This window comes from Enterobacter cloacae complex sp. P14RS (assembly GCF_014895895.1).
Classification (GTDB): Bacteria; Pseudomonadota; Gammaproteobacteria; order Enterobacterales; family Enterobacteriaceae; genus Enterobacter; species Enterobacter bugandensis.
In genome coordinates this window covers 80,987-96,955 of sequence record NZ_JADBQM010000012.1, presented here as the reverse complement: position 1 = coordinate 96,955, position 15,969 = coordinate 80,987, and the positions used below count along the sequence as shown (strand labels likewise).

Annotated in this window: 13 protein-coding genes; 8 read left to right on the top strand and 5 right to left on the bottom strand. The window is 55.4% G+C overall.

Annotation, left to right across the window (positions count from 1 at the left end):
- Positions 1-36: 36 nt before the first annotated feature.
- From rlmKL to rmf, 6 genes are all read left to right on the top strand, one after another.
- Entirely contained in the window at positions 37-2,145 is a 2,109-nt protein-coding gene (gene rlmKL, locus IM295_RS11385) for a bifunctional 23S rRNA (guanine(2069)-N(7))-methyltransferase RlmK/23S rRNA (guanine(2445)-N(2))-methyltransferase RlmL (protein ID WP_193066708.1), read from the top strand.
- Positions 2,146-2,157: 12 nt separating this feature from the next.
- Positions 2,158-4,065 (top strand): ABC transporter ATP-binding protein, encoded by a 1,908-nt coding sequence (locus IM295_RS11380; RefSeq protein WP_028012596.1) that lies wholly within the window; start codon positions 2,158-2,160, stop codon positions 4,063-4,065.
- Between the two features lie 12 nt (positions 4,066-4,077).
- Positions 4,078-5,331, top strand: a complete 1,254-nt coding sequence (gene pqiA, locus IM295_RS11375; RefSeq protein WP_100170519.1) for a membrane integrity-associated transporter subunit PqiA — start codon at positions 4,078-4,080, stop codon at positions 5,329-5,331.
- Positions 5,332-5,335: 4 nt separating this feature from the next.
- Entirely contained in the window at positions 5,336-6,976 is a 1,641-nt protein-coding gene (gene pqiB / locus IM295_RS11370; RefSeq protein ID WP_028012598.1) for an intermembrane transport protein PqiB, read from the top strand.
- Positions 6,973-7,539, top strand: a complete 567-nt coding sequence (gene pqiC / locus IM295_RS11365) for a membrane integrity-associated transporter subunit PqiC (RefSeq protein WP_028012599.1) — start codon at positions 6,973-6,975, stop codon at positions 7,537-7,539. Before pqiB ends, pqiC begins: the two co-directional genes overlap by 4 nt.
- Positions 7,540-7,795: 256 nt before the next feature.
- Complete coding sequence (rmf, locus tag IM295_RS11360; protein ID WP_013097261.1) at positions 7,796-7,963, top strand: ribosome modulation factor; 168 nt, start codon at positions 7,796-7,798, stop codon at positions 7,961-7,963.
- A gap of 71 nt (positions 7,964-8,034) precedes the next feature.
- Here rmf and fabA read toward each other — a convergent pair whose 3' ends face one another.
- Positions 8,035-8,553 carry a bifunctional 3-hydroxydecanoyl-ACP dehydratase/trans-2-decenoyl-ACP isomerase gene (gene fabA / locus IM295_RS11355; protein WP_000227926.1) on the bottom strand — a complete coding sequence of 173 codons (519 nt, stop codon included), beginning with the start codon at positions 8,551-8,553 and terminating at the stop codon, positions 8,035-8,037.
- Between the two features lie 68 nt (positions 8,554-8,621).
- Entirely contained in the window at positions 8,622-10,382 is a 1,761-nt protein-coding gene (locus IM295_RS11350; protein ID WP_193066707.1) for a Lon protease family protein, read from the bottom strand.
- A gap of 185 nt (positions 10,383-10,567) precedes the next feature.
- Here IM295_RS11350 and matP point away from each other — a divergent pair, with 185 nt between their 5' ends.
- The gene (matP, locus tag IM295_RS11345) at positions 10,568-11,020 is read left to right on the top strand and encodes a macrodomain Ter protein MatP (protein ID WP_023332611.1); all 453 of its coding nucleotides are present in this window, start codon (positions 10,568-10,570) and stop codon (positions 11,018-11,020) included.
- Positions 11,021-11,083: 63 nt separating this feature from the next.
- Here matP and ompA read toward each other — a convergent pair whose 3' ends face one another.
- Together ompA and sulA are read right to left on the bottom strand one after the other, a co-directional pair.
- Positions 11,084-12,139, bottom strand: a complete 1,056-nt coding sequence (gene ompA, locus IM295_RS11340; RefSeq protein ID WP_108780329.1) for a porin OmpA — start codon at positions 12,137-12,139, stop codon at positions 11,084-11,086.
- A 354-nt stretch (positions 12,140-12,493) separates the two neighbouring features.
- Positions 12,494-13,003, bottom strand: a complete 510-nt coding sequence (gene sulA / locus IM295_RS11335) for an SOS-induced cell division inhibitor SulA (RefSeq protein ID WP_193066732.1) — start codon at positions 13,001-13,003, stop codon at positions 12,494-12,496.
- A 217-nt stretch (positions 13,004-13,220) separates the two neighbouring features.
- Here sulA and IM295_RS11330 point away from each other — a divergent pair, with 217 nt between their 5' ends.
- The gene (locus tag IM295_RS11330; RefSeq protein WP_028012603.1) at positions 13,221-13,847 is read left to right on the top strand and encodes a TfoX/Sxy family DNA transformation protein; all 627 of its coding nucleotides are present in this window, start codon (positions 13,221-13,223) and stop codon (positions 13,845-13,847) included.
- Here IM295_RS11330 and yccS read toward each other — a convergent pair.
- Entirely contained in the window at positions 13,804-15,966 is a 2,163-nt protein-coding gene (yccS, locus tag IM295_RS11325; RefSeq protein WP_193066706.1) for a YccS family putative transporter, read from the bottom strand. The genes IM295_RS11330 and yccS overlap by 44 nt on opposite strands.
- Between the last annotated feature and the right edge of the window lie 3 nt (positions 15,967-15,969).

Sequence of the window (15,969 nt, the reverse complement as noted above, 5' to 3'; positions counted from 1 at the left end):
AATGCGCGACAATTTTCTAAGAGTAAAAGTGACGATATGAATTCTCTGTTTGCCAGTACGGCCCGTGGGCTGGAAGAGCTGTTAAAAACTGAACTGGAAGCCCTGGGCGCGCAAGAGTGCCAGGTGGTTCAGGGTGGTGTCCATTTTGAGGGCGACACGCGGCTTATTTACCAGAGCCTGATGTGGAGCCGTCTGGCGTCGCGCATCATGCTGCCGATGAAGGAATGCAAGGTCTATAGCGACCTGGATCTCTACACCGGCGTACAGATGATCGACTGGACAGAGATCTTCACGCCTAACGCCACCTTCGCGGTGCATTTCAACGGCGTGAACGACGAGATCCGCAACAGCCAGTACGGCGCCCTGCGCGTAAAAGACGCCATTGTGGACTGCTTCACGCGTAAAAATAAGGAACGTCCGAACGTCGATCGCGAAAACCCGGACCTGCGTATCAACGTCTGGCTGAACGGCGACACGGCGAGCATCTCCCTCGATCTGAGCGGCGCGGGTCTGCACCTGCGCGGCTACCGCGATCGCACCGGTATGGCGCCGATCAAAGAAACCCTGGCCGCCGCCATCGTGATGCGCTCCGGCTGGCAACCGGGCACGCCGCTGCTCGACCCAATGTGTGGCTCCGGTACGCTGCTGATTGAGGCCGCAATGCTGGCAACCGACCGTGCGCCGGGGCTGCACCGCGGCCACTGGGGCTTCAAAGGCTGGGCGCAGCACGACGAAGCGCTCTGGAAAGAGGTTAAAGACGACGCGCAGACCCGCGCGCGTAAGGGCCTGGCGGAGTATACCTCTCACTTCTACGGTTCGGATAGCGACCCGCGCGTAATAGAACGCGCGCGCAGCAACGCCCGTCGCGCCGGTATCGGCGAGCTGATCACCTTCGAGGTGAAAGACGTAGCGAACCTGACCAACCCGCTGCCGAAGGGCCCGTACGGGACCGTAATCAGCAACCCGCCATACGGCGAGCGTCTGGACAGCGAGCCTGCGCTGATTGCCCTGCACAGCCTGCTGGGCCGCAATATGAAGGACTACTTCGGCGGCTGGAATCTGTCTCTGTTCAGCGCCTCGCCGGAGCTGCTGAGCTGCCTGCAACTGCGTGCCGATCGCCAGTTTAAAGCGAAAAACGGCCCGCTGGACTGCGTGCAGAAAAACTACCATCTGGCAGAGAAAACGGCGGACAGCAAGCCAACCGGCGTGGCAGAGGATTACGCCAACCGCCTGCGCAAAAACCTGAAGAAATTTGAAAAATGGGCGAAGCAGGAAGGGATCGAGTGCTATCGCCTGTACGACGCCGACCTGCCGGAGTACAACGTGGCGGTTGACCGCTATGCGGACTGGGTGGTGATTCAGGAATATGCTCCGCCGAAAACCATTGATGCGCAAAAAGCGCGCCAGCGCATGCTGGACGTCATTGCGGCCACCATTGCCGTGCTGGGGATTGCGCCCAACAAGCTGGTGCTGAAAACCCGCGAGCGTCAGAAGGGTAAAAACCAGTACCAGAAGATGGGCGAAAAGGGCGACTTTATCGAAGTGGGCGAATACAACGCTCGCCTGTGGGTGAACCTGACCGACTATCTTGATACCGGCCTGTTCCTCGACCACCGCATCGCCCGCCGTATGCTCGGCCAGATGAGCAAGGGCAAAGATTTCCTCAACCTGTTCTCCTACACCGGTAGCGCCAGCGTGCATGCCGGTCTCGGCGGTGCGCGCAGCACTACCACGGTGGATATGTCCCGCACCTATCTCGAGTGGGCCGAGCGTAACATGCGTCTGAACGGCTTAACCGGACGTCAGCATCGCCTGATGCAGGCCGACGTGCTGGGCTGGCTGCGCGATACCGACGAGCAGTTCGACCTGATCTTTATCGATCCGCCGACCTTCTCTAACTCCAAGCGCATGGAGGATAGCTTTGACGTTCAACGCGATCACCTGCGCCTGATGACCGACCTGAAGCGCCTGCTGCGCAAAGGCGGCACCATTATGTTCTCGAACAACAAACGCGGCTTCCGTATGGATCATGACGGCCTGGCAGCCCTGGGACTGAAAGCACAAGAAATCAGTCAAAAAACGCTGTCTCAGGACTTCGCCCGTAACCGTCAAATTCATAACTGCTGGTTGATTACCGCGGTCTGAAAGGAAAAATAAATGTCATTAATTAGTATGCACGGCGCGTGGCTCTCTTTCAGCGACTCACCGCTTCTCGATAATGCAGAGCTGCATATCGAAGATAACGAGCGCGTCTGTCTGGTGGGCCGTAACGGCGCGGGTAAATCCACGCTGATGAAAATCCTCAACCGCGAGCAGGGGCTGGATGACGGCCGCATCGTATACGAGCAGGATCTGATCGTCTCCCGCCTCCAGCAGGATCCGCCGCGTCATGTGACCGGCAGCGTGTACGATTTCGTGGCGGAAGGCATCTCCGAGCAGGCGGAGTACCTGAAGCGCTATCACGAGATTTCGCATCTGGTGATGACCGACCCGAGCGACAAGAATCTCAACGAACTGGCGAAAGTGCAGGAGATGCTCGATCACCACGGTTTGTGGCAGCTGGAAAACCGCATTAACGAGGTGCTGGCGCAGCTCGGGCTGGAACCCGACATGGAGCTGTCGGCGCTCTCCGGCGGCTGGCTGCGTAAAGCGGCGCTGGGGCGCGCGCTGGTCAGCGGCCCTAAGGTACTGCTGCTGGACGAACCAACCAACCACCTGGATATCGAAGCAATTGACTGGCTGGAAGGTTTCCTGAAAACCTTCAGCGGCACCATCATCTTCATCTCGCACGACCGTTCGTTTATTCGCAATATGGCGACGCGCATTGTCGACCTCGACCGCGGCAAGCTGGTCACCTATCCTGGCGATTACGACACCTATCTGCTGGAGAAAGAAGAAAACCTGCGCGTGGAAGAGCTGCAGAATGCAGAGTTCGACCGCAAGCTGGCGCAGGAGGAGGTCTGGATCCGCCAGGGCATCAAAGCCCGCCGTACCCGTAACGAAGGCCGCGTGCGTGCCCTGAAGGCGATGCGTCGCGAGCGCAGCGAGCGCCGCGAAGTCATGGGCAGCGCCAAAATGCAGGTGGAAGAGGCGTCCCGCTCCGGCAAGATTGTCTTCGAAATGGAAAACGTTAACTACCAGGTTGACGGCAAGGTGCTGGTGAAAGATTTCTCTGCGCAGGTTCAGCGCGGGGACAAAATTGCGCTCATCGGCCCGAACGGCTGCGGCAAAACCACGCTGCTGAAGCTGATGCTGGGCCAGCTGCAGGCCGACAGCGGTCGCATACACTGTGGCACCAAGCTGGAAGTGGCCTACTTCGATCAGCACCGGGCGGAGCTGGATCCGGACCGCACGGTGATGGACAACCTCGCCGAAGGTAAACAGGAAGTGATGGTGAACGGCAAGCCGCGTCACGTTCTGGGCTACCTGCAGGACTTCCTGTTCCACCCGAAACGCGCCATGACACCGGTGCGCGCGCTGTCCGGCGGGGAGCGTAACCGTCTTCTGCTGGCCCGTCTGTTCCTGAAGCCAAGTAATCTGTTGATCCTCGATGAACCGACGAACGATTTAGATGTCGAAACGCTGGAATTACTCGAAGAGCTGATCGATGGGTATCAGGGAACCGTGATGCTGGTTAGCCACGATCGTCAGTTCGTGGATAACACCGTGACCGAGTGCTGGATCTTCGAAGGTGAAGGGCGAATTGGCCAGTACGTGGGCGGTTATCACGACGCAAAAGGGCAGCAGTCGCAGTCTCTGGCGCAGAAACAGTCGAAGTCCAGAACAAGTTCTGAACCTGCTGTAACAAAAGCAGAAACTGTCAAGAAAACCTCGGCTAAACTAAGCTATAACCTGCAGCGCGAACTGGAGGGGCTACCTCAGCGTCTTGAAGAGCTGGAGGCCGCGCTTGAGGAGCTGCAAGCGCAGGTTGCTGATGCCTCATTCTTTACCCAATCGCATGACTATACTCAGAAAGTACTGGCTGAAATGTCCGCGGCTGAAAAAGCCCTGGAAGAAGCATTTGAGCGCTGGGAGTACCTTGAGTCTCTGAAAAACGGCGCATAACAGGGATTAAATATGTGTGACCAGCACCATGCCGACAGGCATATATTATGCTCGCAATGCGATATGCTCGTGGCGTTGCCAGAGCTTGGTCACGGACATAAAGCCCAGTGTCCACGCTGTGGCGCGACGTTGACAACCGAGTGGGACGCGCCGCGGCAGCGTCCCACCGCTTACGCGCTGGCAGCACTGTTCATGCTGCTGCTCTCCAATCTCTTCCCCTTCGTCTATATGAAGGTGGGCGGGATGACAAGCCAGGTGGATCTGCTTGAAATCCCGGGCGTGATGTTCTCGGAAGATTACGCCAGCCTCGGCACCTTTTTTCTGCTATTCGTCCAGATAGTCCCGGCGTTTTGCCTGGTCGTCATCCTGCTGCTGGTTAACCGCGTCAGGATGCCGTCACCGCTGAAAATCCGGCTCGCGCGCATCCTTTTTCAGCTCAAAAGCTGGGGGATGGCCGAGATATTTCTCGCAGGGATACTGGTCAGTTTCGTGAAGCTGATGGCGTACGGCGACGTGGGGATAGGCAGCAGCTTTATTCCCTGGTGTCTGTACTGTGTCCTGCAGCTGCGTGCTTTCCAGTGCGTGGACAGGCGCTGGGCCTGGGACGATATCGCCCCGGCACCGACGCTCGCGCAGACGGTGAAGGTCGGCGTGCCGGGTATCCGCCAGGGGCTCCGTTCTTGTCCGTGCTGTACCGCCGTGCTGCCCGCCGATCTTGAGGTTTGTCCGCGCTGCGAAACGAAGGGCCATGTTCGCCGTAAAAATAGCCTGCAGTGGACGATGGCACTGCTGGTCACGTCCGTCATGCTGTATCTGCCCGCTAATATTCTGCCGATTATGATCACCGATTTGCTCGGCGATAAAATGCCCTCGACGATCCTCGCCGGGGTCATACTGCTGTGGAGCGAAGGATCCTATCCTGTCGCCGGCGTGATTTTCATCGCCAGTATCATGGTGCCCACTTTAAAAATGATCGCCATTGCCTGGCTCTGTTGGGATGCAAAAGGCCACGGAAAACGCGACAGCGAACGCATGCATCTGATTTACGAAGTGGTCGAATTTGTCGGTCGTTGGTCAATGATCGACGTGTTTGTGATTGCCGTTCTCTCTGCGCTGGTGCGGATGGGCGGTTTGATGAGTATTTATCCCGCGATGGGGGCTTTAATGTTTGCACTGGTGGTGATTATGACCATGTTTGCGGCCATGACCTTCGACCCTCGTTTATCGTGGGATCGTGAGCCTGAATCAAGCCATGAGGAAGAGTAAGAGCATGGAAAATAAGAGTGGAGAGGCGAAAGTGCAGAAGGTCAAAAACTGGTCGCCGGTGTGGATTTTCCCCATCGTGACCGCGCTGATCGGTGCATGGATCCTGTTTTATCACTACAGCCATCAGGGACCGGAAGTGACGCTGATTACCACCAATGCCGAAGGAATTGAGGGCGGTAAAACGACCATCAAAAGCCGCAGCGTGGATGTGGGCGTGGTGGAAAGCGCAACCCTGACCGACGATTTAACCCATGTGGAGATTAAGGCGCGTCTTAATGCCGGCATGGAAAAACTCCTGCACGGCGATTCTGTTTTCTGGGTGGTTAAACCGCAGGTGGGACGTGAAGGGATCAGCGGCTTAGGAACGCTGCTCTCAGGTGCCTACATCGAACTGCAGCCGGGTGCAAAAGGCAGCCAGCCGGCGCAGTACCAGCTTCTGGATTCACCGCCGCTAGCACCGCCTGATGCAAAAGGTATCCGCGTGATCCTCGACAGTAAAAAAGCGGGCCAGCTCACGGCGGGCGACCCGGTACTTTTCCGCGGCTATCGCGTGGGTTCGGTGGAGAAAAGCACCTTCGATCCTCAGAAAAGATCCATCAGCTATCAGCTGTTCATCAATGCGCCTAACGATCGTCTGGTTACCAGCAACGTCCGTTTCTGGAAAGACAGCGGCATCGCGGTGGATCTGACCTCGGCGGGCATGCGTGTAGAAATGGGCTCGCTGACAACACTGTTTGGCGGCGGCGTGAGTTTTGACGTCCCCGAAGGTCTGGACCTGGGGCAGCCAGTTGCGGAGAACACCGCTTTCCGCCTGTTCGACGATCAAAAAAGCATTCAGGATGCACTCTATACCGATCACATCGACTACCTGATGTTCTTTAAGGATTCTGTTCGCGGCCTGCAGCCTGGGGCGCCCGTTGAGTTCCGCGGTATTCGTCTGGGGACGGTGGGACAAGTGCCTTACTTTGTTCCAGGCCTTAAGCAGATGCTTGATGATGATTACCGTATTCCGGTGCTGATCCGCATTGAGCCTGAGCGCCTGATCAACCAGATTGGTGAGAATCAGGATATCGGCGAGCACATCACCGACCTGATGAATCGCGGTCTGCGCGGCTCGTTGAAAACCGGGAACCTGGTGACCGGCGCACTGTATGTCGATATGGACTTCTATCCAAAAGCGCCGCCGATTACCGGTATGCGTGAATTTGGTGGTTACAAGATCATCCCAACGGTAAGCAGCGGTCTGGCCCAGATCCAGCAGCGTCTCATGGAAACGCTGGATAAAATTAACAATCTGCCTCTGAACCCAATGATTGAGGCGGCGACAGGTTCGTTACATCAAAGCCAGGCGACAATGCAGCGCCTGCAGACCACGCTGGATAACATCAACAAGATTACTGCAAACCAGAGTATGCAGCAGCTGCCGCAGGATATGCAGAAAACGCTGCGCGAGCTGAACCGCAGTATGCAGGGCTTCCAGCCTGGCTCGGCGGCGTACAACAAGATGGTGGCAGATATGCAGCGTCTCGATCAGGTCTTGCGTGAACTGCAGCCGGTTCTGAAAACGCTCAACGAGAAGAGCAACGCGCTGGTGTTCGAAGCGAAAGATAAAAAGGATCCTGAGCCGAAGAGGGCGAAACAATGAAAAAATGGCTAGCGATTGCAGGAGCGATGGTACTCACGGCCTGTAGCTCCGGGAGCGAAACGAAAAGCTACTACCAGCTGCCTCTGGTGACGCAGGCGGTTACGCAAAGTTCCGCCTCGCAGGGCAACCGTCTGCTGTGGGTTGAGCAGGTCGCCGTGCCGGATTACCTGGCCGGCAACGGGGTGGTCTATCAGACCAGCGATGTACAGTACGTTATCGCCAACAACAACCTGTGGGCCAGCCCGCTGGACCAGCAGTTACGCAATACGCTGGTGGCGAATCTGGGCAGCCAGCTTCCGGGCTGGGTTGTTGCCTCCCAGCCTTTGGGAAGCGATCAGGACACGCTGAACGTCACGGTAACGGGCTTCCACGGCCGTTATGACGGTGCCGTTGTCATCAGCGGCGAGTGGCTGTTGAATCATCAGGGACAGCTGATTAAGCGTCCTTTCCATCTGGAGCTGAAGCAGCAGAAGGATGGCTATGATGAAATGGTGAAAGTGCTGGCTCAGGGTTGGGCGCAGGAGTCAGCCAGTATCGCCAGGGAAATTTCCCGACTGCCATAAGTAAAATTCATCGTCAAAAACCGCAATCGGCCTGGTGCTGATTGCGGTTTTTTTTTCGTTTTTGCGTCAGGTTGTTACTTGTGCCGGGTCACAATTTTTGTACAAATGATCTTCTGGCTAGCTCACAAATATGACACCCGTATGAATTTTGAACATTGACGCTGGGACTAATTCGGGGTATTCGTTATCTGTGCCTGCGCATCTGGCGCGGACACTGTTTTCTTTCCACCAGACAAAAGAATGAGGGAAACGAGGCATGAAGAGACAGAAACGAGATCGCCTGGAACGGGCTCATCAACGTGGTTATCAGGCCGGCATCGCTGGACGTTCGAAAGAAATGTGTCCTTATCAGACGATAAATCAAAGGTCACAATGGCTTGGAGGCTGGCGAGAAGCCATCGGCGACAGGGCACTTATAGCCTGATAACGTCTCTTTAAAAAAAGAAACCTCCGCACTGCGGAGGTTTCGCCTTTCCGGGGTCGCTTAAAGCGATATCAGAACGCGGAAGTGTCCTGGAACAGACCCACTTTCAGGTCGTTCGCGGTATAGATCAGACGACCGTCTACCAGCACTTCGCCATCCGCCAGGCCCATAATCAGGCGACGGTTAACGATGCGCTTGAAGTGAATACGATAGGTGACTTTCTTCGCCGTAGGCAGAACCTGACCAGTGAATTTCACTTCGCCCACGCCCAGCGCGCGGCCTTTACCTTCACCACCCAGCCAGCCCAGATAGAAGCCAACCAGCTGCCACATGGCATCCAGGCCCAGGCAGCCAGGCATTACCGGATCGCCAATAAAGTGGCAACCGAAGAACCACAGGTCCGGGTTGATATCGAGTTCTGCTTCTACGTAACCCTTATCGAAGTTGCCGCCGGTTTCGGTCATTTTCACGACACGGTCCATCATCAGCATGTTCGGGGCCGGTAACTGTGGGCCTTTCGCGCCAAACAGTTCTCCGCGACCAGAGGCAAGAAGATCTTCTTTTGTATAGGATTCGCGTTTATCTACCATGTTCTCAGTAAGCCTTATTTTAGTGAAGGACGCAGGATAGCTAACACGTGTACGCTGAACAAGTCCGATCAGTTCGAACTGAACCAGCCCAGCCAGCGTAACGGCCATGGATAACGATGGCGAGCATCCTGCTGCGTCGCCTGAGCAATGCGCTCCTGGATAGTCTGCATCAAAGTTGTCTGACCTTCGCCATCCCAAACCAGGTTTGTCAGTAAGGGTAGTGCATCCTCAATCCCTTCGATGGCCCAGATGGCGAATTGTTCCTGTTCAACCGCGTCCAGAATATCCTGGCACAGGCTGAGATGGCGTACGTTAGGCGCCGGAATAATCACACCCTGTTTGCCGTTTAAACCGCGCTGCTGACAGACAGAGAAGAAGCCTTCAATTTTTTCGTTCAGACCGCCAACGGGCTGAGCACGACCAAATTGATCGACCGAACCGGTAATAGCAATGTTCTGGTTGATCGGAACGTCCGCCAGGGCGCTGATTAAGGCGCACAGCTCCGCCATTGAGGCACTATCGCCATCCACTTCGCTGTAGGACTGCTCAAACGTCAGCGAGGCGGAGAAGGGGATTTGCTGCTCAAGCTGCAGTTCAGACATCAAAAATGCCTGCATGATCATCATGCCTTTGGCGTGAATGTTGCCGCCCAGTTCGGCCTTGCGTTCAATATCGGTAAACTCGCCGTCGCCAATATGCACAACGCAGCTGATTCGCGAGGGTTCACCGAACGCGCGCGGATGGCCAGGAAACTCGATCACCGAGAGGGCGTTGATCTGCCCAACGCGTTCGCCTTCTGTCTCGACCAGAATTTGTTCCAGCAGAATTTCATCCTGCATGCGGTCAGCAAGATAGCCTTCGCGCCACTCTCGCTGCGCCAGCATCTGCGTGAGCTGTTCGCCAGTAAACGCACCGTTACCGCTGATCGTACCCACTTCACGCAGCTGCTTGCCGATCCAGAGCGGGCAGAGCGGCAAGGTTTCCTGGTCACCGGTATAGCGAACGGCTTCGCGGATTAAACCCGGCCACGCGTCGGCGGCAGGCGCTGGCAATGCAAAACGTTCCGCCACGGCCATCACCCACTGACACCACTGCGCCATGTCGTCCGCATCGGCAATCTGAATGTTGTCTTCGTATTCGCTGTAAACTGCCTGTTCGGCCAGTTCCGGCTCCATCTCCTGGAAGTCCGCCAGCGATTCGCGGTCACCCATCAGCACGACGGTCAGCGACAGCGGCATTGACGGCACGGAGACAGGAAGAGGACGAGACTCGTCGTAACCGACCCAGTCAAAGCGCTGTTGGGTCACAACGGTTTTCAGACGCATCCACAGCAGCGGCTGCGAGAGCAAAGTGCGCAGAGAGATGATGAGCACGCCGCCGTTTGCGCGATGCACCAGCCCCGGCTGCAGGGAAAGCTCGCCGTTAAACTGGCGCAGACAGCCAAACAGCTGTTCAGCCTCGACCCAATTAGCGGTAATTACCTCGCCGTTAGCAGCAAAACGACCGTCGGCCTGGTCCGCCGGTCCGAAGGTAATAGTATGCCCCGCGATACGATACTGGCCGCCAAATACCGCGGTGGTGTCTGGCCGCAGCTGGCGCGTGGCATCCCCAAGCAGCGACAGATATTCCGCTTCTTCCGGGGCTTTCAGCAGCATGAAGGGCGATGTCGCCCACGGGCTTAACGTCTGCTCCAGCGCATAATGTAAGCGTGGTTGCGTATCGCTAAGGAGGAATTCGTGTTCTTTTGCGAGATCGGGCTGTGCAAACAGTTCCTGATAGCTCTCGGCATCCGGAACAAGGTCACGCCATGCTAGTTTCGTAATGGTCAAAGTTGATGTTTTTTAGTCAGATGTAAAAGCGTGGAGTATACCGTAAGCGGGGGGCTCTACCCAAGCAGGATTGGTATTTCAGCAGGCGGATTGGCTGCAGTCACTCACAGGATATGATTTCTTTTCAGCAGATTGCTAAAAAACTGATATTCTGAACAGAGTTACGTGGTAACACTGAGATCGCAATGAAATATCAACAACTGGAAAATCTCGAAAGCGGCTGGAAATGGAAGTACCTGGTCAAAAAGCACCGTGAAGGGGAGCTGATCACCTGCTACATAGAAGCCAGCGCTGCGCAAGAAGCCGTGGATATTTTGCTGACCCTCGAAAATGAACCGGTACAGGTCAATGGCTGGATTGAGAAGCACATTAATCCTGCGTTGTTAAATCGGATGAAGCAAACTATCCGCGCGCGACGTAAACGGCATTTTAATGCTGAGCATCAGCATACCCGGAAAAAATCCATCGACCTGGAGTTCGTGGTCTGGCAGCGTCTGGCCGGGCTGGCACAACGGCGTGGTAAGACCCTGTCGGAAACTATCGTGCAGCTGATTGAGGATGCCGAACATAAAGAGAAGTACGCCAACCAGATGTCGTCGCTGAAAAATGACCTTCAGGCGTTGTTGGGCAAAAAATAGATTTTTGTTTTCTTCAGACAATAAAAAACCCCGCATGGCGGGGTTTTTTTATAAGACGATAACTTATGCCGCTGGCTGAGTTACAACGTCTTTAACGCCTTTAACTTCGATCTCTACGCGACGATCTGGTGCCAGGCAGTCGATCAGTGCAGCGCGAGCTTTAACGTTGTCACAGGTGTTGCCAGTAACTGGGTTAGATTCGCCCATACCACGTGGGGAAATCTTGTTAGCTGGGATACCTTTAGAGATCAGGTAATCAACAACAGACTGAGCACGTTTCTCAGACAGTTTCTGGTTGTAAGCGTCAGAACCGATGCGGTCGGTGAAGCCCAGAACCACTACAGAACCGTCTTTAGGATCCAGGTTGCTCAGCTGGGTGTACAGCTGATCCAGTGCCTGCTGACCTTCTGGTTTCAGGGTCGCTTTGTTGAAGTTGAACAGAACGTCAGACTTCAGAGTGAAGTGCTTGGTCTGTACTTCTGGAGCTGGAGCCGGCGCTGGAGCAACAACTGGTGCTGCATCTTCCTGCTGGCCGAAACGGTAGGAAACACCTACGCTCAGCATGCCGTTGTCTGGACGAACGCCAACGGTAGCACCGTCACCGATGTTGTTAACCCACTGGTATTCCAGACGGGTAGCGATGTCACGGGTCATAGCCCACTCAACGCCACCAGCGAATACTGGGGAAACGCCAGTGTCATGGTCGTCGCCAGCGATGTTGTTGCTGGAGTCTGCACGCCATACCATGCCGCCCAGACGGGTGTACACGTCCAGATCGTCAGTTACTGGGTAACCCAGTTTAGCGGTCAGCTGAACGCCCTGAGCTTTGAAAGCGCCATTGATGGTGTCGCCTTTGTATGGCATACGACCTAACCAGTCGTAACCCATTTCAAAGCCAACATACGGGTTAACCTGATAGCCACCGAACGCACCTGCACCAAGCTGGCTCTCGTGAGTAGGGCCATCGTTGTTCAGGCTGCTGTTGTACCAGCCAGTGTCATGGAACTGAGACCAGCCCAGTTTACCACCTGCATACCAGGTATTATCTTTCGGAGCGGCCTGCGCTACGGTAGCGAAGCCAGCCAGTGCCACTGCAATCGCGATAGCTGTCTTTTTCATTTTTTGCGCCTCGTTATCATCCAAAATTCGCCATGAAGGTCTCAAGAGAGAATCACGGTTAAATCCTTCACCGGGGGGCGTGGTCAAATATAAATCTACCGATATCTTCGGCTTAGGCCGAGCACCCCTGGCGATGTAAAGTCTACAACGTAGCTGAAAACTTACAAGTGTGAAGTCTGTCAGGCATATGAAAAAAAAAGTTCCGTATACCTATTATTTAACATTTTTAGAACGAATTTTGTGCAATAAAATTAAGGAGAACCGCACCAGACAAGCCTTGCCGCAATTTTGAGGCCGGGAACTAAAACCGCATCCTGCGGTCAAAAAAAATTCCAGGAAAAATCTTAATTTCACTCAATGATACAAATTTGAGTGAATTTTTAGCCCAGAAAGTTGTCCTCTGCGATAAGTATCTGGACGAACCGGGCGCATGATAAACCCGATCGCATTCCCTTCTTCAGCCGCTTCGGTCAGACGAAAATGTTCCTCTTCCGTCAATTCTTCCGGTAACCACCCGATCACCACGCTGTAATTTCCGGTGCGTAACGCGCGAATCATCGATTCGACGGTATCGCAGGGAGAAAGCTGGTTGATCTGCATAACCTTTGCCAGCGGCAGGCCCGCAGACTGCACCCATTGGCGGCTCAGTTTTTGCTGTGGCGTCAGCCAGAGCTGCCAGCGTGATTGCTGACCAAGCTGCTGTAATAACGGAAGCAGCAGGAGTTGGGTCAACAGAGGCTGGTCTTCACGGTAAACCACTTCACTAATAAGCCCCGTCGAAGCACCCCCAACGGTGTTCTGCGCGACAGTGCCCGCGGTAGAGGAGAGAGAAGTTGAGCGATTTGCATAGCCTGAAGTGTACATATTCATTCCAGCCCTGTAGTTACTGTATGGATATACAGTAACCCCTGTATGCATAAAGATCAACCTCATTTTCGGAAAGCGACTCGCAAAATTCATTCAATGTTGATGCCCTTCGAAAAATCATCTTGCTCAACGACGCTAAGTTGCCTATTTTCCTGCTAACGGATCCGCTAGTAAGAAATTTCGTTGTTACTTTATGATTTTGAAGGGAAATATCATGAAAAAGATATCTTATGAACGGATTTATAAATCCCAGGAATACCTGTCACCACTGGGTGAAATTCATCATCGCGCACTGTTCGGCGGCTATACCCTGGCAGTGGATGATGCGGTTTTTGCCATGGTGTCAGAAGGTGAGCTCTACCTCCGTGCCTGTGAAGAAAGTGCGAAATACTGTGTGAAAAATGCCGCGTCTTTTTTGACCCTGATGAAGCGGGGCCGTCCGGTGCTTCTCAACTATTACCGGGTGGATGACGGGCTATGGCAGGACAGGGAGCGTCTGCTTCAGCTCTCCACTTTCGCACTTAATGCGGCAAGAAAAGAGCGTTACCAGCGGCATCAGCGCAATCGACTTAAGGACCTGCCAAACCTGACCTTTCAGCTGGAAGTGTTGCTCTTTGAAGCGGGCATCACCAACGAAGAAACACTGCGGGCGCTTGGCGCAAGGGAGAGCTGGCTGAAGATGCGGGCGAAAAATAAAGCGCTGAGTATCAAAGTGCTATTCGCGCTGGAAGGGGCGATCGAGGGGCTGCATGAGGCGGCACTCCCGGCCGGCATTCGCCGGGAGTTGACGGAGTGGTTTAATGCGCTGCCTGAGCCACAGGAGAATCACTCCTCCAGCTAGCGATTTGCTGTTGCAGCCGGCAAATTTCTGGCAGCAGGGCGATAAGCAGGCCAATCTGCTGCAACACCAGAGGCGCTTTGCTGTCGTTTCCAGGCTCAAGATGCGCAATACGTTGGGTAAGTTCATCCAGCGCCTGTCTCACGCGCGGTTCATCGGCTGGCCGGTGATGCAGTGCATCATCGACATAACAGACCGCGTCATCCAGCAGATTGAGGATGCCCGGGTTGGTGAGTTTTTCGCGGTGGGCGCCCAGCGTGGAAATATAGCTGGTGAAGGTATGGTTCAGGCAGAGCAGCCGGAAAGCCGTCTCACGAATTTCGGCCGTGGCGCGAGGCTCCGTTGACATGTTAGAGACCACCGAGGCCAGTTCCGCATCGCTGTTGTGTGCATCGCGGCGCGCTATCCGGTAAGCCAGGCGGTTATCGCGGCCCTGATGATACTGCTCAAGGATGGCATCCAGGTATCGGCAGTTGGCGTTCATAGCCCTGTCTAACACGCGCGGTAGATTACGGAAACGCCAGTCCGGCCAGATAAAGCTGACGGCGGCCCAGGCGATAGCGCAGCCAATCAGGGTATCGAGTACGCGGGGCAGGGCGACCTCGAACCCTTCACCCAGCAGGTTAAAGCAGAGCAGAACCAGCAGCGTGATGAACATTGTGGCATGGGCGTACTGCACGTTGCGAAACGCGAAGAACAGCACGCCGGTGATCACGATCAGGATCAGCTGTCCTTCAATGGACGGCACGAAATAAAGCACCGGAAGGCCAATGGCGACGCCGACCAGGGTGCCGATAATACGCAATGCCAGGCGGTGTCGGGTGGCGTTATAGTTCGGCTGACAGACAAACAGGCTGGTCAGCAGGATCCAGTAGCCGTGGTGCAAACTGGTTATCTGGATAAAAGCATACCCCACGCATAAGACCAGGGACATTCGCACCGCGTGACGAAACAGCGCCGACTCCGGCGTGAAGTTGCGGCTCAGCCTTAGCCACATATCGCTCACGCTGTGCACGCTGTCATCTGCAAGCTGGTTATCCATCTCGCTGCCCGGCAGTGCCATCGCCTGCTCGGACTCAATCGTCGCCAACTGAGCATCAATCGCCCGCAGGTTGTTGAGCAGAAAACCCAGCGCTTTGATCTGTTCCGGTGACGTTCCGCTGGCCTGCACGCGGTCGAGCGCCGCATCAAGATGGCTAAACACGCGTTCGAAGCGGGAGTCGTGCTGATAGGGCGTGCGCAAAAGAATGGAGCGCGCGAGCTGCTGGCATGCCTGTGACTGCATGGACAGCAGGCGCTGAAAGCGGAACATGACGTCGCTGTAGCGGAACTTCTCGCGCAGGGCGGCATACTGAACGTGCGAGGAGCTGGCGCGCTCATGAATGTCCTGAGCGGCAAAATAGTAGTGCAAGGTTCTGCGCGTGCCGCGCTGGCCGCGATCCCCGCGCAGACGGGTAAGCAGCGAGGCTTTCGTCTGGTTAAGGGTGGCGACCAGCTGGCCGTTTGCCAGCGCCAGATCGTAAAGCGGCGCCTGGCTTTCTTCCTCAATATCCGGGTCGAACAGCCGGGATTTCAGTTCCAGATAATGGGCTAGCTGCTCATAGCTGCGGGCAAGGTTATCCTGCAGAGGACGAACCGGGAAGATTAGGTGGCCGGTTAACGTCAGCAGGTTATACCAGATGGCGCCCAACAGCAGCAGCACAGGCTGCTGATACCACTGGTCGTACAGGGAAACGCCCAGCATGGTGTAGATGGCGATCAGCAGGGCCCCAAAGGCGATAGTGGCATAGCGCTGCCCCAGACCGCCCAGCAAAATAAACCCGCTGGTGGAGAGTGTAAGGCCAAGGGCAAACAGCCACGGCCAGGGGAAAAGTAACTCAACGGACGCGGAGGCGATAAAAAAACAGACGAGCGTAATGACCAGATTCCGCAAACGCCCGGCCAGGCGATCGTCCAGATCCGCCAGCGCTCCGGCCACCACCCCCAGCGTGAGGGGGATGGTGAGCTTGACATCATTCAGCCACCACGGCAGGGCAGCCGTGCCGCAAAGCGCGATAAATATCCTGACGTTGTAGAGCCAGGCGCTGTTCCAGGTATAACGGCGAAGCAGTGGACTTAGCATAAA